This is a genomic window from Blautia sp. AM29-29 (assembly GCF_003480555.1).
In the GTDB taxonomy this organism is placed as follows: Bacteria; Bacillota; Clostridia; order Lachnospirales; family Lachnospiraceae; genus Fusicatenibacter; species Fusicatenibacter saccharivorans.
In genome coordinates, this window is sequence record NZ_QUJD01000001.1 from 238,408 (window position 1) to 258,190 (window position 19,783).

General features: G+C 47.5%; 18 protein-coding genes and 1 other RNA gene. All 19 read right to left on the reverse strand.

The genetic code is table 11. The features are described from left to right. Window positions 1-20 precede the first annotated feature (20 nt). Window positions 21-378: a transfer-messenger RNA gene (gene ssrA, locus DW769_RS01090) on the reverse strand. 128 nt (window positions 379-506) lie between these two features. After that, window positions 507-977 (reverse strand): SsrA-binding protein SmpB, encoded by a 471-nt coding sequence (gene smpB, locus DW769_RS01095; protein WP_022463315.1) that lies wholly within the window; start codon window positions 975-977, stop codon window positions 507-509. Between the two features lie 19 nt (window positions 978-996). Next, on the reverse strand, window positions 997-2,826 hold the full coding sequence (gene rnr / locus DW769_RS01100; protein WP_416388390.1) for a ribonuclease R: 1,830 nt from the start codon (window positions 2,824-2,826) through the stop codon (window positions 997-999). Between the two features lie 223 nt (window positions 2,827-3,049). After that, the gene (gene secG, locus DW769_RS01105) at window positions 3,050-3,286 is read right to left on the reverse strand and encodes a preprotein translocase subunit SecG (protein ID WP_055226503.1); all 237 of its coding nucleotides are present in this window, start codon (window positions 3,284-3,286) and stop codon (window positions 3,050-3,052) included. Between the two features lie 86 nt (window positions 3,287-3,372). Further along, on the reverse strand, window positions 3,373-4,716 hold the full coding sequence (gene eno, locus DW769_RS01110; RefSeq protein ID WP_022463318.1) for a phosphopyruvate hydratase: 1,344 nt from the start codon (window positions 4,714-4,716) through the stop codon (window positions 3,373-3,375). Between the two features lie 132 nt (window positions 4,717-4,848). Then, entirely contained in the window at window positions 4,849-5,031 is a 183-nt protein-coding gene (locus DW769_RS01115; protein WP_118749855.1) for a hypothetical protein, read from the reverse strand. 270 nt (window positions 5,032-5,301) lie between these two features. Further along, window positions 5,302-6,843, reverse strand: a complete 1,542-nt coding sequence (gene gpmI, locus DW769_RS01120; RefSeq protein WP_022463319.1) for a 2,3-bisphosphoglycerate-independent phosphoglycerate mutase — start codon at window positions 6,841-6,843, stop codon at window positions 5,302-5,304. 181 nt (window positions 6,844-7,024) lie between these two features. Further along, complete coding sequence (locus DW769_RS01125; RefSeq protein ID WP_118659126.1) at window positions 7,025-8,314, reverse strand: homoserine dehydrogenase; 1,290 nt, start codon at window positions 8,312-8,314, stop codon at window positions 7,025-7,027. Between the two features lie 15 nt (window positions 8,315-8,329). Then, window positions 8,330-8,713, reverse strand: coding sequence for a RidA family protein (locus DW769_RS01130; RefSeq protein WP_055218381.1), 384 nt, complete (start codon window positions 8,711-8,713; stop codon window positions 8,330-8,332). 347 nt (window positions 8,714-9,060) lie between these two features. Next, entirely contained in the window at window positions 9,061-10,569 is a 1,509-nt protein-coding gene (locus tag DW769_RS01135; protein ID WP_117814072.1) for an ATP-binding protein, read from the reverse strand. A gap of 84 nt (window positions 10,570-10,653) precedes the next feature. Next, the gene (locus DW769_RS01140) at window positions 10,654-11,934 is read right to left on the reverse strand and encodes a type I restriction endonuclease subunit R, EcoR124 family (protein WP_416822260.1); all 1,281 of its coding nucleotides are present in this window, start codon (window positions 11,932-11,934) and stop codon (window positions 10,654-10,656) included. A gap of 247 nt (window positions 11,935-12,181) precedes the next feature. Beyond that, entirely contained in the window at window positions 12,182-12,934 is a 753-nt protein-coding gene (gene tpiA, locus DW769_RS16705; RefSeq protein ID WP_022463322.1) for a triose-phosphate isomerase, read from the reverse strand. Window positions 12,935-13,015: 81 nt separating this feature from the next. Beyond that, window positions 13,016-14,209 carry a phosphoglycerate kinase gene (locus DW769_RS16710; protein WP_022463323.1) on the reverse strand — a complete coding sequence of 398 codons (1,194 nt, stop codon included), beginning with the start codon at window positions 14,207-14,209 and terminating at the stop codon, window positions 13,016-13,018. Between the two features lie 214 nt (window positions 14,210-14,423). Then, window positions 14,424-15,437, reverse strand: a complete 1,014-nt coding sequence (gene gap, locus DW769_RS01155; RefSeq protein ID WP_022463324.1) for a type I glyceraldehyde-3-phosphate dehydrogenase — start codon at window positions 15,435-15,437, stop codon at window positions 14,424-14,426. Between the two features lie 263 nt (window positions 15,438-15,700). Further along, on the reverse strand, window positions 15,701-16,501 hold the full coding sequence (locus tag DW769_RS01160) for a histidinol-phosphatase HisJ family protein (RefSeq protein ID WP_117800863.1): 801 nt from the start codon (window positions 16,499-16,501) through the stop codon (window positions 15,701-15,703). After that, window positions 16,498-17,592, reverse strand: a complete 1,095-nt coding sequence (gene mnmA, locus DW769_RS01165) for a tRNA 2-thiouridine(34) synthase MnmA (protein WP_055218213.1) — start codon at window positions 17,590-17,592, stop codon at window positions 16,498-16,500. The genes DW769_RS01160 and mnmA overlap by 4 nt, the downstream gene beginning before the upstream one ends. A 2-nt stretch (window positions 17,593-17,594) precedes the next feature. Continuing rightward, window positions 17,595-18,032, reverse strand: coding sequence for a Fe-S cluster assembly scaffold protein NifU (gene nifU / locus DW769_RS01170; protein ID WP_022463327.1), 438 nt, complete (start codon window positions 18,030-18,032; stop codon window positions 17,595-17,597). Window positions 18,033-18,139: 107 nt separating this feature from the next. Further along, the gene (gene nifS / locus DW769_RS01175) at window positions 18,140-19,321 is read right to left on the reverse strand and encodes a cysteine desulfurase NifS (RefSeq protein WP_022463328.1); all 1,182 of its coding nucleotides are present in this window, start codon (window positions 19,319-19,321) and stop codon (window positions 18,140-18,142) included. Between the two features lie 6 nt (window positions 19,322-19,327). Then, entirely contained in the window at window positions 19,328-19,783 is a 456-nt protein-coding gene (locus DW769_RS01180; RefSeq protein WP_022463329.1) for an RrF2 family transcriptional regulator, read from the reverse strand.

Consider the following 19,783-nt stretch of genomic DNA (forward strand, 5'->3'; position numbering starts at 1 on the left):
GGATTTTAGCGGTTTTTCAGGTATGGACCTGAGGGGAATCGAACCCCTGTCCGAAAGCCTATTCATTCAGGCATCTCCCATTACAGTCATTCTATTAAAGATTCCCCCATCGGCACGCCGGATGACAGGCTTGCCGCTTCGGTAGCTTCATAAAATCTTCCATCTCCGCAAAGCTTTGGAAACGAAGTGCTCCGCATCTGTTTGATGTCAGGAGAATAGCCGCGGAAAACTATTCAGCTGACAACGCCGCACTTAGGCAGCGTACGCTACGTAATTATCGTCTGCGTTTAAATTTAGGTTCCAGGTTGATGACGCGGTCCCGGAGTCCACGAATGGCTTCCCAAACTTCAAAACCCCCGTCGAAACCAGTACAAGCCCGTGCTGGTTCTACAGACGCTTTTCTTTGATACGGGGACGCAAACAGATCGTCCCGGTGCAGTGAAAACTCTCTTTCAACTGCCGTATATTGTATTATAGTCTTTCCCCATACTTTTTGTCAAGGATTTTTAATACAGATTTTTAACTTTGAAATCTCTCTCCGCCTCACGTCTCTGATCCTTCTTTGCGATATCCTGCCGTTTATCATACAGTTTTTTACCGCGTGCCAGACCGATCTCGACTTTTACGAGGCTGCCTTTAAAATACACCTGCAGCGGAACGAGCGTGTAGCCTTTTTCCTTGATCTGCGCCTCAAGTTTGCGGATCTCATAGTCGTGCAGCAGCAGTTTCCGGATGCGCAGCGGGTCTTTATTGAATATGTTGCCCTTCTCGTACGGACTGATGTGCATGCCGTAGATGAATACCTCATCACGCTCAATGCGGATGAAGGACTCCTTGATGCTGCATTTTCCCATGCGGAGGGATTTTACCTCGGTACCGGCAAGGGAGATGCCGGCCTCGTATTTATCCTCGATAAAATAGTCATGATATGCCTTTTTATTGTTGGCAATCATTCGATTTCCTTTTTGTTTTGCCATAGCTTTTTCCTCCAGGGATTTATTCTGTCTCGGTTTCTTTTTCTACATACGTAAAATCGATTGTCCGGTTGGCAGGCTCGGCGTTTCGTACACGGACACGCACCGGCTCACCAAGGCGGAATACTCTTCCGTGCTGCTCTCCGACCAGACGGTAATTTTCTTCATCAAAATTATAATAATCGTCTTTCAGTGTCATGATGTGAACGAGTCCCTCAACGGTATTCTGCAACTCCACATAGAAGCCCCATCCGGTCACGCCGGAAATGACGCCGTCGTACTCTTCGCCGACATGCTCCAGCATATATTCGGCTTTCTTCAGTTTCACAGCCTCTCTTTCTGCCTCTGCAGCACGCTGCTCCATCGCACTCGACTGCTCCGCCACATGCTGCAAAATGGACGAATATTTGCCGATTCTGCCGCCCTTGTCGAGACGTCCCCGCAGATCATCCTTGATAATGCGGTGGATCTGCAGATCCGGGTAACGGCGGATTGGTGAGGTAAAATGGCAGTAATATGACGCTGCCAGTCCGAAGTGGCCGCTGCATTCCGGGGTATAAATGGCTCTTGCCATCGACCGGAGCAGCAGGCGGCTGATCAGCGGCTCTTCCGGGGTTCCCTCGATGCTGGTGAGAATCTTCTGCACCTCACCCGGCGTAATCTCATGGGAACGCTTTTCGACTTTGATGCCCTGTTCACGGATCAGCGTCAGCGTTGCCTCCATGCGGTCTCCGTCTGGCTTGTCATGCGTCCGGTATAAGAACGGGATTTCGCGTGTGCAGTATTCCTCTGCCACGGTCTCGTTCGCCATCAGCATGAAGTCCTCGATCATCCGTGTTGCCACGTTCGACGGATACGGGCGGATCTCCACCGGCGTCCCTTCTGCATCAAGAATTACTTTGCTCTCCGGGAATTCAAAATCAATTGCTCCGCGTTCTTTCCGACAGCTCCGGATCAGTGCAGACAGTTCCTGCATCTGGCGGAACATCGGAACCAGCTCATGATATTCCTCCAGCAGCTCCGGATGTGCTTCCGGCTCGGTCAGGATTGCATTGACGGCGGTGTAGGTCATGCGGCGGTCCACGCGGATCACCGTCTCAGCGATCTGATGGCCGATCATGCGGCCTTTCTCGTTGATCGTCATAATACAGGAGAGTGCCAGGCGCTCCTGTCCTTCATTCAGGGAACAGATGCCGTTTGACAGACGCTTCGGCAGCATCGGAATGACGCGGTCCGGCAGATAGACACTGGTGCCGCGCTTTAACGCCTCACGGTCGAGGGCGGAATTTTCCTGCACATAGTTGCTGACATCAGCGATATGAACGCCAAGCGTCCACGTATCGCCCGCTTTTGTGACGGATACGGCGTCATCGAGGTCTTTGGCATCCTCGCCGTCGATTGTCACCATCTGCCAGCTTTTCAGATCGAGGCGGCCGTTGTAATCGTTTGGAATTACTTCCTCCGGGCATTTTTCTGCCTGTGTGATCACGCGTGCCGGGAACTCCTCCGGGATCTGGTAAGCGTCCACGACTGCCTGGATATCGACAGTCTGGATACGCGGCTTCTTCTCTGTGTCGCCGTCCTTTCCATTCTTTCTGCGGAATCGGTCATCGCGTCCTCTTCTGCCCTGCTCTCCGGCGCGGCGGTCTCTTTTTTCCCGTTTTTCCGTCGTTGTGGATGCACCGCGGCTCTTCTGGTAACGGCCGTCGGAGATCACATCGATTTTTCCTTCTTTTACCAGGATTTCCATAACCTCCGCAAGCTCCGACCGTTTTGCTTTCGGCACCTGCAGCAGCATGGCAATGTCTTTCAGACGCATCGGCTCATAGTTTTTCGAGCTTACGAGATCCATCAGCAGCGTCTTGCGGTTTTTCAGCAGTTTCGAACTTCTGGAACGCGGATGGCCCGCATGACCGCCATGGTTCCCGCTGTTCTGTCCTGCATGGGACGCCGCGCTGCCCTGCGGATATTTCCTCCGATCTTTTTTCTTCTTATTATCTTTCATCTATTATCTCCTCTTTGTAGAAAAAGACACCCTTACGCCTTCTCGTGGGAATAAGGATGTCTTTACTTTGCTAAAAATTCATGTTTAATACAACCGACAGTACAATAAACAGAACTGCCATGATTTTTGTTGCACGGATCAGAGTTCCTTCTGCAGAACGGCTTTTGTTTCTTCCCCAGTAAGTGTCTGAGATACCTGCGATAGCACCGAGACCCTGCTGTTTTCCTTCCTGCATCAATACAACAACGGTTAAAGCAATACAATCAATGACATAAATGACTGTCAAAATCGTTCTTAAAATTTCCACAATTACACCTCCTACGGCCAACTTATATTATTTTACCATAGCGGAAGAACGATTTCAACTGTTATTTGCCTGTTTTACGCCATTTTTCACCATTCTCTTACGCCGGTTCCCTTTTGCGGGAACGGATTCCGGTATTTCGCTTCCTCACCGAGGCGTTCCTCGATGCGGAGAAGCTCATTGTATTTCGCATTCCGCTCCGACCGGCACGGTGCTCCGGTTTTGATCTGGCCGGCGCCTGTCGCGACGGCAAGGTCTGCCAGAAAATCATCCTCTGTCTCTCCGGACCGGTGGGAAATGACGGCGCGGTACCCTGCTCTCTGCGCCATCTCCACCGCATCCAGCGCCTCAGAGAGCGTTCCGATCTGGTTTACCTTGATCAGAACCGCATTTGCCGTGCCAAGTGCAATGCCGCAGGAAAGCCTTCTTACATTCGTCACAAACAGATCATCCCCGACCAGCTGTACTCTGTTCCCGAGCGCTTCCGTCATCTGTTTCCAGCCTTCGAAATCGTCCTCGCACAGCCCGTCTTCGATGGATACGATCGGGTATTTTTCGATCAGTTCCTCATAGTAGGCAACCATTTCTGCGGTATCCCGAAATACTGTCTTTCCGCACTGACGGGATTCCCCGGGAAAGTAGTAGACGTTCCTGCTCTCCTCGTAGAGCTCGCTTGCCGCCGCATCGATCGCGATCATCACGTCGTTTCCGGGCGCATAGCCGGCTTTCTGGACCGCATTGACAATGAGCTGCAGTGCTTCATCGGAATCCTTTAAATCCGGCGCAAAGCCGCCCTCATCGCCGACAGAAGTCGAGTATCCCTTCTCCTTCAGGAGCTGCTTCAGCGTATGGTAAATCTCCGCGCACATGGAAAGACCCTCCCGGAATGAGGGAGCGCCGCACGGCATAATCATAAATTCCTGCAGATCGACGGTGTTGTCGGCATGACGGCCGCCGTTTAAAATATTCATCATCGGCACGGGCATACGGCTTGTGTGGCAGCCGCCCAGGTACTGGTACAGCGGCAGATGAAGCGCATTTGCCGCCGCGCGCGCCACAGCAAGTGAGACACCGAGAATGGCGTTTGCCCCGAGGTTTTCTTTCGTTTCGGTTCCGTCTGCCTGGCACAGGATATGGTCAATCCGCTCCTGCTCGAGCGCATTCTCGCCGACAACGGCATCGGCCAGCACGGTATTGACCGCTTCTACAGCCTTTCTCACGCCCTGCCCCAGATAGCGCACTTCCTGATCTCTTTTTTCCAGTGCCTCAAATTTTCCTGTCGATGCCCCGGACGGCACCTGGGCACGCCCCATATGGCCTTCCAGCCCGAGAATCCCCTCCCCGACGGCCACTTCCACCTCTACGGTCGGATTTCCGCGCGAATCCAGAATTTCTCTTCCTGTCACGCTTCGAATTGGTAAATATCGAAACATAGTTTTCCCTCCTGTTTTGCTGCAAAGTGAACAGTAACCAAGTTTCTTCTCTGCGTTCACAGTATGACCGTGCTATGGGAAAAATATGTTGCTCTCTCTGTCGAAACCTCTTTTTTCCAGTCCTTATTCTTTTCAAACATAAAAAAACGCAATATGAAAGCCATCCGATTTTTCCATTTTCGGATGGCTTTCATAAGTTAGAACTGTGCATTGGACTGAATCCTTTCTTTTTTTGTTCTTTTGTTCTTTTGTTCTTTTGTTCTTTTGTTCTTTTGTTTCGCTTTGGGGTACTTCGTTACGTTTTCTTGGGTCCATACCTTCGCTTTCTTAGTTTATGGGGTAATTCGTTATGTTCTCGGTGGTCCGTCCTCTCTTTCTGTTTTTTTCTTCCGTTTTCTTTTGTTGACTTTACTATATCAGTTTTCTCATCGTTTGTCAACACTTTATTTTGATTTTTTATCTGTTTTTCATTTTTATTCTGTCTCTTATTGCGTAATTATTTTTATTTTCAGATTATTATGATAAAATATCCCTGCCGCACCCGTTTCAAAACGAATCCGGCAGGGACATTTTCACGATTTCTCTTTATTTCTTAATCAGCAGGGATTTTCCTGTCATTTCTTTTGGCTGCTCCATTCCCATCAGCTCGATCAGGGTCGGTGCGATGTCTGCCAGGCATCCGCCCTCTCTTAACGTGTAGGATGGGTCTGCATTAACCAGAATGAACGGAACCGGATTGGTGGTATGAGCGGTGTATGGCTCGCCGGTCTCATAGTCTACAAGCTGCTCTGCATTTCCGTGGTCCGCACAGATAAACATCTGGCCGTCAACCTCTTTTAATGCATCAACTGCTTTGCCTACGCACTCATCAACAGCCTCAACTGCCTGGATTGCTGCGCTCTCAACGCCGGTATGGCCAACCATATCCGGATTTGCAAAGTTGATGATGATGACATCGTATTTCTGGGAACGGATGGCATCCGTCAGCTTGTCGCATACTTCGTAAGCACTCATCTCTGGTTTCAGGTCATAAGTAGCAACCTTCGGGGATTTCACAAGGATTCTGTCCTCACCTTTATTTGGCTCCTCAACGCCGCCATTGAAGAAGAAGGTTACATGTGCATATTTCTCGGTCTCGGCGATACGAGCCTGCGTCATGTTATGTGCTGCCAGATACTCACCGAAGGTATTGGTGATCTCTTCTTTTTTGAATGCAACGGATTTGTTCGGGATGGTCTCATCGTATTCCGTGAAGCATACGTAGGTCAGATCCAGACGTTTTTCTCTCTCAAATCCGGTGAACTCATCTGCACAGAATGCTCTTGTCAGCTCTCTTGCACGGTCCGGGCGGAAGTTGAAGAAAATCACAGAATCTTTATCCTGAATCGTTGCAACCGGTTTTCCGTCTTTTTTCAGAACGGTCGGCAGAACGAACTCATCGGTTTTTTCAGCATCATAAGAAGCCTGAACAGCCTCTGCCGCATCGGTTCCTTCTACGCCTTCCCCTTTTGTCAGAGCTTTGTAAGCCAGCTCGACACGATCCCAGCGGTTATCACGGTCCATTGCATAGTAACGGCCGGAGATCACGCCGATTTCGCCGACACCGATCTCATCCATTTTTGCCTGCAGCTGCTCAACATAGGATTTTCCGGATGCCGGAGGAGTGTCACGGCCATCCAGGAAGCAGTGTACATAAACTTTCTCGAGACCCTTACGTTTTGCCAGCTCCAGAAGTCCGAATACGTGGGTGATGTGGCTGTGAACACCGCCGTCAGAAAGAAGTCCGAACAGGTGCAGTGCGGAATTATTTGCTTTTGCATTTTCAACAGCCTTTACCAGCTCTTCATTCTCGAAGAAATCGCCGTCCTGGATTGCTTTTGTGATTCTGGTCAGCTCCTGGTATACAACACGGCCTGCGCCCATGTTCAGATGACCTACCTCAGAGTTACCCATTTGTCCGTCCGGAAGACCTACAGCAAGTCCGCTGGCCTGTCCTTTTACGTACGGGCACTGGCTCATCAGCTGGTCCATAATCGGAGTTTTTGCTTCGCAGACAGCGTTATGCTCGCATTTGTCATTCAGTCCATATCCGTCAAGAATCATTAATACGGTTGGTTTTTTACTCATTGTGAATTCCCTTCTTTGATTTAATTTTGGGGTAACAATCCAGATCCCCATCTCGATTCCGCTTACGCTGCATCTCGATGTTGCTTTTCGCCATATGAAACTCCAGAAAAAGCGCTCCTTCATGCAAGCATGATTCGCGATTTTTCTTCCATTTCGCATGGATCTGAATTGTTACATTTTGTTAGTATACCCGGATTGTCGAAGAAATCTCCTGGATCATCGACATTCCGCCTAAAATCTGCATGGCATCCTCAAAATGGCGCTCTTTGACCTCGTCCGTAATGACGACGATCTCGGCGTATTTTCCATTGACACGTTTCTGAAGCATCTGTGCAATCGAAACCTTGTTGTTTCCAAAGACAGAAGCTACCGATGCCAGCGTTCCATACCGATTTTCAATCTGCATGCGTACAAAATATTTCGACTTAATTTCGCCGACACGCTTGATCGGGCATTCCCGGTAGCATGTGCAGCCGATTCTGCCGCAGCAGTTCCATAAAATATTGCGCACAACATCGAAAATATCGCCCACAACGGCACTCGCAGTCGGAAGCTCTCCGGCACCTCGTCCGTAAAACATCGTATCCTGTACGGCATCGCCTGTCAGGAATACGGCATTGTAGGAATCATTGACAGTCGCGAGCGGATGATTGCTGTCGATCAGCATCGGATGAACGCGGGCTTCGATTCCTTCCGGGGTATCTTTTGCCACGCCGAGCAGCTTGATCGTGCATCCCATCTCTTTTGCATACTCGATATCAGTCGCCGTGATTTTGGTAATGCCTTCGGTGTAAACATCTTCAAATGTCACTCTGGAGTTGAACGCTGCCGAAGCTAGGATTGCTACCTTGCGGCCGGCATCAAGACCTTCCACATCTGCGGTCGGGTCTGCTTCTGCATAACCCATGTCCTGCGCCAGACGGAGCGCATCACCAAACTCCATGCCTTCCTGCGACATTTTTGTCAGAATAAAATTTGTGGTACCGTTGAAAATACCCATCAGCTCTGTGATATGATTGGCTGCAAGGCACTGTTTCACCGGACGGATGATCGGAATTCCTCCTGCCACGGATGCCTCGTAGAGAAAATCTTTTCCGTTTCTCTTTGCTGTTGCAAGGATTTTTTTGCCCTCGGATGCCACCAGATCTTTGTTTGCCGTTACAACATTCTTTCCTGCATCCAGGCAGGCAAGAATGTAATTCATAGCCGGCTGTTTTCCACCCATAACCTCAACAACAATCTCAATCTCCGGGTCATTGGCAATGTCCTCAAAGTTCGTGGTAATGATCGACGGATCATCAACCTTTGCAGCTGCTTTTTCCACATTGCGCACGAGAATTTTTTTCAGCTCCACACGCGCTCCCAGCTTCGGAAGCATTTCCTCCTGCTGGCTTTTCAGCACTTTATACACACCGGTACCGACAGTACCAAGACCCAGCATTCCGATTTTAATTACTCTTTCCTCTGCCATACTCATCTCTCTCTCTTATTTCAGGGATACGATGCATTCAATTTCCACTTTTGCTGCTTTCGGAAGAGCGGCAACTGCTACACAGGAACGAGCCGGTTTGGACTCACCAAAGAAAGCACCGTATACTTCATTTACCTTGGCAAAATCGTTCATATCGGTCAGGAAAATGGTTGTTTTCATCACTTTCGTGCGGTCAGTTCCTGCTGCTGTCATGATTGCGTCCAGATTCTTTAAAGAGAGGGTTGCCTGCTCTTCTACGGTTTCCGGGATCACGCTGCCATGCTCTACATCAAAGCCAAGCTGTCCGGAAATAAATAAAAGGCCGTTGTCTGCGACTGCCTGTACATAAGGTCCGATTGCTGCCGGTGCTTTTTCTGTATTAATGATTTCTCTTGCCATAATCATATTCTCCTTTATGCTTTCTTTCGCGTCGTCTGATTTGCCGCGTTTTTTCCCTCTATCATGCGGTTTTTCCGACACTTTTGTCGTTCCCATCATATCACATGTGGGAGATGTCCGCAAGTGCGAAAAAGCCGCTCCCGGACACAAGAAAAGTTCAGAATCGTTCATTTCACATATCCAAATTCTATTAATTCATGTATGAACGCACTCCGTCTAGGATATCTTTTGTGATATGTCGACATAACAGCAATCACTTGTTTCTTTGATAACTGTTCTGTAAGTTCGTCTGATTTTCTTAAAAAAGCCGGTAAATTCATTTGCCTTTTCCAATCAAATCATCAATCCTATTTCATTTTATCCGTCAATATCCATTTTCCTTTTCGATTAGACCCCTCACGGATAACTTTACCTTCATGCTGCATTTTTGTAAGCATACGCTTAATCGTTGCCGTAGAAACTGCAAGCGCTTTTGCTAATTCTTTCTGAGTCAGTTTCGGATTTTTATAAATCATTTCTGACAATTGAATTTCAAGGTCATCTTTGGGATCATGATTGGGGTCATTGGGATCTCGATCGAGGTCAACAGGCTCATGATTGAGATTATCGGGCTCACGATTGAGATCATTTGACCCATGATTGAGGTCATGATCTCGATTTTTGACCTCAATGACCTCATTCTGGCCGCGATAAAGATTGATGCGGAAAGCTACTTCCATATCAATAAATTCCGGTTCACGCAATCCGTATTCCTGCATAGCCTGCATAAGTTTCGGAATACCACTTCCCCATGCTTCCACAAGGTTCATATAGGCAAAAGCATTGGCAAGCGAACGATTTCGGATTTTTGAAAATCCTTCCTTCATCAACTCAATCGTTACGCCAGGAAGCAGTCCACCAGGAGATGTGATCTCCAAGCGATCATCATAAATTGCCACCTGAATATTAGAATTCTGAATGTAACTGCAATTCATAACTGCATTAACGATCAACTCACGGATACTATCCGGCGGCAGTTCATAAATATCCTGTCGATATACTCCTTCCAGCCGACATCCCATACGAATATTTCTAAGGACAAACTGCACCGCTTCCTCTACTTGCTTCCAAAGCGGTCCTTCATAATTACGTCGATCCAAAAAGACAGCTCGCGTCGTTCCCTTAAACACAGCGCACTGTATCATGGAACGGAGTCCACCTTGTCCCGTTAAATAAATATACGCATTTGTCGGATAGATTTTTTCATTCTCATCTTTTTTCAAAATTCCCCAACTGAGCAAAACATTTTTCGTTACATCTTTAACTGCTGATCGCTGAAGATTGGATTTGCAGTTGGCAATAGCAACTTCCTTCATTTGTTCACAGAGACTTTTAATATCTTCATCGGTCACTTCTATATCTCTGCGGATTATTGAATCAAAAGAGCGGGCATCGCATTCATAATATAATTCTCTTGACATATCACGGTCAGCAGGGCGTGTTGTTCCAGAAACTCGAATATATACGCCATTCTCCAGCCCCTCTGCCTTAATATAATATGGTTTCCGACGTCCCGTCCTGATTTCTGCAACAATTACAGGTTTATCATTTATATTTTGCAAATAAACATCCGGGATAATTGTAGGTTCACAACTGTCAGAAATAGCATTCGTAATCGCATCAATCTCCCGAAAAACTTTATCCTCCGGAATGCCAACAACTTCTCTTGTTTTATCGTCAATACCAAATATAATCCTCCCACCTTTTCCGTTAGCGAAAGCAACAACCGTTTTCATATATTTCATGCTCTTGTCTGGACGTTGTACTTTGAATTCAACGTTCTTGGATTCTCCAGCAAGGATTTCTTCTATTGTCATCCGATCACCTCCATGATTAAGTTTTGTCCATGATGACTCTATTATTTTGCTTTTTGCTTCCAATGTGGTTCCATTCATTTATGACTATTTTCCGTATGGTGCTTCAGATTCTGCCGCCATCAACACTGTTTCCTGATCGCTCAGATCGTATGTCACGGCTTTATGCTCTGGCTCATTAAAGGAATACGAACCACCGATACCGAAATATTTTTCAAAAAACGTTTTCAGTTTTTCAATGACTCTCTGTTTTTTCTTGGCTCTTCCGCCACCACCAAAACGAGAAATTGGCGGCATGATTTTATCTATATCCGTTCCCGCTGTTTTGATCTCTCCGTCCCGAAACGCATTCTCTATGAACTTTCGTGTGTCTTTCGGCTTCAATTTTTCTTCCACAATAATTACATTAAGATCATAATCACGCTGTTCCACAACAAATTCATGCCACTCATCCATAACATCGTCCACATCATTGATTCCTGCAATAAAGGTTTCAATAAGCTGTTTCTTGCTGCGCAGCTCCGGGCTGGCATCAATCGCTTTATTGATGGTTATCAGCACTTCCTTATCTTCACAGTGGGTATCATGATACTTCTTTACAAGCATCAGAATATAATCAATGTTGATTTCTACCTGCCGGATCAATTCAATTTCAAACACCACATCATCTGTAATATCCGTACTTTCCCGGCGTTTCCGTTTCCACTCGTCACGCAAATCCTGATAACGTCCAATGTAGTCTTGCAAATTGCGCTCAGAAATCAGCTCATTCCCCTTAAATTCGTCAAAGGAAAGCAGAAGGTTTCTCATACGAAGAATAGCACCAAACAAAGCAATAAAATCCTTCTGGTTCTGCTCTCCGACAATCTGCGGTTCTGACAGCGGAAACTTATGATTCAATTCCTCCATCAGATCCACATACCCTGGCATTGGCTTACCATCTACGGATTCATATCCGTAATAGTAATCCTTAAAGCTCTGCAGCAAAACAATGCCCCCGGCATTCTTATCCCCAAACAAGGAAATGGCACTATCTACTCGCTTCTGCAGATTTCTGAAACATACAATATTTCCAAAGGTCTTGATAGAATTCAGAATACGGTTTGTACGGGAAAACGCCTGTATCAGTCCGTGCATTTTCAGATTTTTATCCACCCACAGCGTATTCATAGTCGTCGCATCAAAACCGGTAAGAAACATATTGACTACGATCAGAATGTCCAATTCCTTATTCTTCATGCGAAGCGACACATCTTTATAATAATTCTGGAATTTATCACTTGAGGTATCGTAGTTCGTATGGAACATTTTGTTATAATCCTTGATTACTTCTTCCAGAAACTCTCTGGACGGCTGGTCGACAGATATAAAACAAGCATATCACGAAAACGTGAATTTTTCAATCCGCGCAAAAAATCACTCCGCTTCAAAACACAGAAACGAAGTGATTTCTTTTTGCACAAACTGGCACTCTCTATAGCTAAATCAAGGATTATATGTTGCATAAAAAACAGCAAAGCGCCACCAAACATCTCACCTTCAGCATTTCTGCCAAATTCACCGTGTTTGGTGGCGTCTTAGTCTGTTTTATTTATTGATTTCGTATAAAAATCAATTATTTATTGTAGTTTACGATAGCTCCGAAATCTGGTTTCAGGGATGCTCCGCCTACCAGGCCGCCGTCGATGTTCTCCTGTGCGAACAGTTCCGGTGCGGTTTTTGCGTTTACAGAGCCGCCGTACTGGATACGGATAGCTGCTGCTGTTGCATCATCATAGATTTCAGCGATGCACTCGCGGATGCCTTTGCAAACTTCCTCAGCCTGCTCTGTTGTAGCAGTTTTGCCGGTTCCGATTGCCCAGATTGGCTCGTAAGCGATAACGGCTGTTTTTGCCTGATCTGCTGTTACATTCAGGAATCCAACCTTTACCTGCTGACGGATGAAATCCATCGTTACACCCTGCTCTCTCTGCTCCAGAGTTTCTCCGCAGCACATGATCGGGGTGATGCCGTGCTCGAAAGCTTTCAGCATTTTTTTGTTTACGGTCTCGCTGGTCTCTGCGAAGTATTCTCTTCTCTCAGAGTGGCCAAGTACAACGTATTTCACGCCAGCGTCTGTCAGCATAGCCGGGGAGATTTCGCCTGTGAAAGCACCTTTCTCCTCAAAATACATATTTTCAGCACCAATCTGGATGTTGGAGCCTTTTGCAGCCTCTACAACCGGGATGATATCGATGGCCGGTACGCAGAAAACCACGTCAACGTCGTCATTTGCCACCAGTGGTTTTAATGTATTAACTAACTCTACTGCCTCGCTCGGAGTCATGTTCATTTTCCAGTTTCCGGCGATAATTTTCTTTCTTGCCATGATCGTTTGATCTCCTTAGTTTTACTTATTGAAACGGTTCAGAGCCACCTCTCGATTCCGCTTGCGCTCTGAATCGTTGTTTTATTTGTCGTTTGCTGCTGCAACGCCCGGCAGTTCTTTTCCTTCCAGGAACTCCAGAGAAGCGCCGCCGCCAGTGGAGATATGAGTCATCTTATCGCCATATCCAAGCTGGTTTACAGCTGCTGCGGAATCTCCGCCGCCGATGATCGTAACTGCATCTGTTTCAGCCAGTGCTGCTGCAACTGCTTTGGTTCCTGCTGCAAAATTCGGCATCTCGAAGCATCCCATCGGTCCGTTCCATACAACGGTTTTAGCAGTTTTAACAGCATCAGCGAACAGTTTTGCAGTTTCCGGTCCGATATCCAGACCTTCCCAGCCATCCGGAATCTGTCCGGCCGGAACAACCTGTGTATTTGCGTCGTTTGAGAATGCATCTGCAACAACGTTGTCTACCGGAAGAAGCAGTTTCACGCCTTTTGCTGCTGCTTTTTCTTTCATTTTGTTTGCATAATCCAGATAATCCATCTCAAGCAGAGAATCACCAACGGTGCCGCCTGCTGCTTTTGCGAAGGTATAAGCCATACCACCGCCGATGATCAGGACATCAACTTTATCGATCAGGTTGTCGATAACAGAAATCTTGCTGGATACTTTGGATCCACCAAGGATGGCAACAAACGGACGCTCCGGATTGTTGACAGCATTTCCAAGGAATGCGATCTCTTTCTCCATCAGATAACCAACAACTGCAGTGTCAACATATTTAGTAACACCAACATTGGAGCAATGAGCACGATGTGCGGTTCCGAATGCATCATTTACGAATACGTCGCACAGGGAAGCCAGTTCTTTGCTGAACTCCTCACCGTTTTTGGTCTCTTCTGCACGATAACGGGTGTTCTCCAGAAGGATTACATCTCCGTCTTTCATAGCCTCAACAGCTGCTTTTGCGTTCGGTCCTACAACCTCAGGATCTGCTGCAAATTTAACTTCCTGTCCGAGAAGCTCGGAAAGGCGAACTGCAACCGGTGCAAGAGAAAGCTCTGGTTTTGGTTCTCCTTTCGGTTTTCCAAGATGAGAGCAGAGAATTACTTTTCCGCCGTCAGCGATCAGTTTTTTGATCGTCGGAAGAGCAGCTACCAGACGGTTCTCATCTGTGATTTTTCCATCGATCAGCGGAACGTTGAAGTCGCATCTTACAAGGACTCTTTTTCCTTTTACGTTGATATCATCTACGGTTTTTTTGTTTAACATGGGCGTTTCCCTCCATATATCCAACTGCATCTGCCGCGCCGTTTCTTTGTTTTTGCGGCATCGCGGTCCTTATTTAAAAATGCAGTTTATAATTTTTGCACACGGAAAATGGCTGTTTTTATGCCGTATTTTTCCGCCGCATTCGCAAAAAGGGCCCGGTCCTTAACAGACCGGACCCTTTGGGCTCTGAAATTTTGCCGTTCAGTTTGTTAAATTATGCTAACTCGCTGAAGTATTTGATGGTACGAACCATCTGGCTTGTGTAGGAGTTCTCGTTATCATACCAAGAAACAACCTGTACCTCTGTTGTTCCGTTGTCCAGCGGAAGAACCATGGTCTGAGTTGCATCGAACAGAGAACCATATCTCATACCAACGATGTCGCTGGATACGATTTCATCTGTGTTGTATCCGAAGGACTCGGTTGCAGATGCTTTCATTTTTGCGTTGATCTCGTCAACAGTTACAGTTCCTTCTACAACTGCTGTAAGGATTGTGGTAGAACCGGTTGGGGTTGGAACACGCTGTGCAGAACCGATCAGTTTGCCGTTCAGTTCCGGAATAACAAGGCCGATTGCTTTTGCAGCACCGGTGCTGTTTGGAACGATGTTAACTGCAGCTGCACGGGATCTTCTCAGATCGCCTTTTCTCTGCGGTCCGTCCAGAGTCATCTGATCTCCAGTGTAAGCATGGATAGTAACCATGATACCGGATTTGATCGGAGCCAGTTCGTTCAGAGCTTTTGCCATAGGTGCAAGGCAGTTTGTGGTGCAGGATGCAGCGGAGATGATGTTGTCGTCTGCTGTCAGGGTCTCATGGTTTACATTGTAAACGATGGTCGGAAGGTCGTTACCAGCCGGAGCGGAGATAACTACTTTACGAGCGCCTGCATTGATGTGTGCCTGAGCTTTTGCTTTGGAGGTGTAGAATCCGGAGCACTCCAGAACTACGTCTACGCCAAGCTCTCCCCATGGGCAGTTGTTAGCATCCGGGAAAGCATAGATTTTGATGTTTTTGCCATCTACTGTGATGGAATCTTCATCGGATGTTACGGTATCAGCCAGAGCATATTTTCCCTGAGAAGAGTCATATTTTAACAGATGAGCTAACATCTTCGGGGATGTTAAATCGTTGATTGCTACTACTTCATAACCTTCTGCTCCAAACATCTGTCTGAATGCAAGACGTCCGATACGGCCAAAACCATTGATTGCTACTTTTACTGCCATGATTTTCAATTCCTCCTAAAAAGTGAATTTTAATTTTGAGTCTCTGTACTTTGTTAAAGAAACATCAACCTTATCTGTATAATACCTAATTTCGTCGGAAAATTCAAGTTCTATTTTCAAGAAAATACGAAATTATTTCTAAAATTTGTGAAGAAGCCGGATGCCAATCCGTATTTCTGCAAAATTTCGAAAGATCCGTCTATTGCAGAAAGAGCCGGAATCCAGCCTTTCTGGGGCTTTTTCCGGCTTTTCCTGCGTGTTTTCTATTGGATCGGCAGATATTCCGGCTTTTTCTCTTTAAACCGCACGTAGTACCGGAATCCGGCTTCCTGCGCGATAGCTGCCGCGTCCGCGAAATGAAACGCTATATGTTCCGGTTTGTGGGCATCGGCACCGAAGGTGATCTTTTCGCCGCCCAGTTCCCGGTATCTTCTGATGACATCCGGCGTCGGATTCGGCACGCCAAGGCCTGCCTTGTAGCCGCCGGTGTTGATTTCCAGCGCGATATCGTACTGAATCAGCTCTTTTAAAATGGTATCGATCTCGTCCGTAAATGCGCGGTAGCTGTAATCTTTTCCCTTTTCTCTGCAGTAGCGTACCACATAATCCAGATGACCAAGCGTCTGGAAATTGTGGAAGAACCGGATATTTTCTGCTGTAGCCCGAAAATACGCCCGGTACAGCTCTTCTGCTGTCCAGTCCGGGAAAGCATCCTCATAATAGGGGTCTTTTCCGTCAATGACATGCATGGAGCCGATCACGTAGTCGAACGGCCACGCATTTACATACTCTTCCATCCGTTCTTTTAAGTGGAGCTGCAGTCCCAGTTCCACGCCGAATCGGATATCAATTCTGTCGTGGTATTTTTCCTGCAGTTCCCGGATTTTTGCCGCATATGCCGGTGTATCGAGCTGGAACTCGCCGGTACTGTAATCCATATCGTAGTGATCCGTCAGGCAGATTGCCGGAAGTCCCAGCTCGACTGCCCGTTTTACCATCTCTTCTGTTGGTGCTTCGCTGTCACTTGAAAAGAAACTGTGCATATGACAGTCCGCTATTTTCATCTTTCGGCCTCCGTAATCGTTCCGCCTCCGCCGACACAGCCGTCCACGTAGAAGACAACAGCCTGTCCCGGTGTCGGAGCACGCACGCCGTCCGGGAAGGTACAGGTAATCTCATCTTCCCCGGTCCGTTTGATCACGCACGGGGAGCCTTTGTGCCCGTACCGGATTTTTGCGGTGCAGGAGAGCTCTTCTCCAAGTTCCAGCGGCGGAATTGCCATATAGTTTACTTTGTTTGCTTTTACTACTTTTGCGAAAACCTCTTCATTTTCGCCGACCACAACCTCGTTCGTCTCCGGACGGATTTCCAGTACGAACACGCGGTGTCCCATCGGAAGGCCGAGTCCGCGGCGCTGTCCTACGGTGTAATGGGTAATCCCCTCATGGGTACCGAGGATTTCACCCTTTGTATTCACGAAATTGCCTTTCGGTGCCACGATTCCTGTCTCGTTCTGGATAAAGGAAGCGTAATCCTGATCCGGCACGAAGCAGATTTCCTGGGAATCCTTCTTTTTTGCTACCGGAAGACCGATTTTTGCTGCAATCTCACGAATCTGATCTTTTGTGTAGTCTCCGACCGGCATCAGCGTATGCGAAAGCTGCTCCTGGGTCAGATTATACAGTGCATACGTCTGGTCTTTTGCCGCTGTTACCGAATTTGCAATCGCATACCGTCCATTGGCAAGCTGTTCGATTCTTGCATAATGTCCGGTCGCAATGTAGTCCGCTCCAATGGAAAGACTGCGCTGAAGCAACGCTTCCCATTTCACATAGCGGTTGCAGGCGATACACGGGTTCGGTGTTCTGCCGCAGAGATATTCGTTCGTGAAATAGTCCATGACGTTCTCACGGAACTCTTTTTTGAAGTTCATGACATAATACGGAATGTCCAGCACCTGTGCCACGCGCCTTGCATCATCAACAGCAGAGAGGCCGCAACAGCCCCCGTTTTCCTCCTGGACTGTCTCGGCCTCATCCTGCCAGATCTGCATGGTCACCCCGATGACATCGTATCCTGCTTTTTTCAGGAGATACGCTGCCACCGAGGAATCTACGCCGCCGGACATTCCAACGACTACTTTCTTTTTTCCCATACTTAGTATTCTTCCTCTTCCTCGCCCTCGCTGATATCAGACTTCGGTTTTGCAAGACCTTCGATCTTGATGTGGTGTTTCTCTGCGTAATCCCAGAGTGCAGCGTGAATTGCTTCTTCTGCAAGCAGAGAACAGTGAACTTTGACCGGCGGAAGTCCGTCGAGTGCTTCCATAACAGCTTTGTTGGTTACTTCCAGAGCTTCCTGGATGGTTTTTCCTTTTACCAGCTCGGTTGCCATACTGCTGGTTGCAACTGCGGCGCCGCAGCCGAAGGTTTTGAATTTGCAGTCCTGAATGATGCCGTTATCGTCGATGTCAAGATACATTCTCATGATATCGCCGCATTTTGCATTTCCAACGGTACCTACACCGCTTGCGTTCTCAATTTCTCCTACATTTCTCGGATGCTGGAAATGATCCATTACTTTTTCACTGTACATTGTTATTCTTCCTCCTGAACTATTTCAAAGCAGTCCTCCTCCGGCACAGCTTTTACCTGAATTTTTCTGTACCGGCTTTCTGGATGGACTGTCTTATTTTTTTAAACTTATTTACCCTGCTGTTTTTTGATGTAATCCTCATACAGCGGGGACATGCTGCGCAGACGGTCTACGATCGCTTTAATCTGCTCTACAACAAAATCAACGTCCTCTTTTGTGATCTCCTCACTTAAAGTCAGACGTAAGGAACCGTGTGCTTTCTCGTGCGGCAGTCCGATGGCCAGCAGTACATGGGACGGATCCAGGGATCCGGAAGTACATGCAGAACCGCTGGATGCGCAGATACCTTTCATATCCAGCATGATCAGAAGGGACTCTCCCTCGATGAATTCAAAGCTGATGTTGCAGTTGTTCGGCAGACGTTTTACCGGATCGCCGTTCAGACGGCAGTTCGGAATCTCGGTTAAAATACGGTTGATCAGATAATCACGTACTTCGATTTCTTTTGCGGTACGCTCCGCCATAGTTCTTGCCGCACGCTCTGCCGCAACTCCATATCCTACGATGCCCGGTACATTTTCTGTTCCGGCACGGCGTTTTCTTTCCTGCGCACCGCCGTGTACGAAGGAGCGGATTTTCACACCCTTTCGGATGTAAAGGAAGCCGATTCCTTTCGGTCCGTTAATCTTATGACCGCTGGAACTGAGCATATCAATATTGCACTCATCCACATTGATCGGGATCTGGCCAAATGCCTGTACGGCATCTGTGTGAAATAAAATATTGTGTTCTTTTGCAATTCTTCCGATTTCCTTGATCGGCTGAATCGTTCCGATTTCGTTGTTTGCCGCCATAACGGAAATCAGAATGGTCTCAGGTGTGATGGCTGCTTCGAGTTCATCCAGATTGACAACGCCGTTCTCATCGACGCCGATATAGGTGATTTTCGCACCGCGCTCTTTTTCCAGATACTCACAGGTATGAAGAATCGCATGATGCTCGATTTTTGTGGTGATGATGTGGTTTCCTTTATTTTTATATGCTTCAAAGGTAGCTTTTAACGCCCAGTTATCGGACTCGCTGCCGCCGGCTGTGAAATAAATTTCCTCCGGTTTTGCGCCGAGCACGTTTGCGATCTGCTCTCTTCCTTTGGTGATGGCTTCTTTGCTTTTTCCTGCAATTGCATAAATACTGGATGGATTTCCGTAGTATTCGCTGAAATAAGGAAGCATAGCCTCGACAACTTCCGGGGCTGTTTTTGTTGTTGCCGCATTGTCCAGATAAATCATTGTTGTTCACTCCTTGTCATTTCTATCGCTGTTTCTGTTTTTCTCTAATTGCCGGCTCTGCTGAACCAGCTCTCCGAGGCTGATGGAATCCACAGCGTTCGTAATTCCCTCATTGATCCTCTGCCACACAAAACGCGTGACGCAGAAATCGGCCGCATCGCAGCCGCCCAGGCCTTCATTGACCGAGCACGTGACTGCCTCGAGTCCGCCCTCCAGCACACGGAGAACATCTCCTACCGAAATGGAATCTGCCGGTTTTGCAAGTACATATCCACCGCCTGCCCCCCGCACACTCTCAATGAATCCGGCTTTTCGAAGCGGACGCACCAGCTGCTCCAGATAGCTCTCTGAGATATTCTGGCGTTCTGAAATGCTGGCAATGGACACTGCACCCTCTTCTTCGTGACTCGCCAGATCGATCATGGCACGCAGACCATATCTTCCTTTGGTCGATAATTTCAT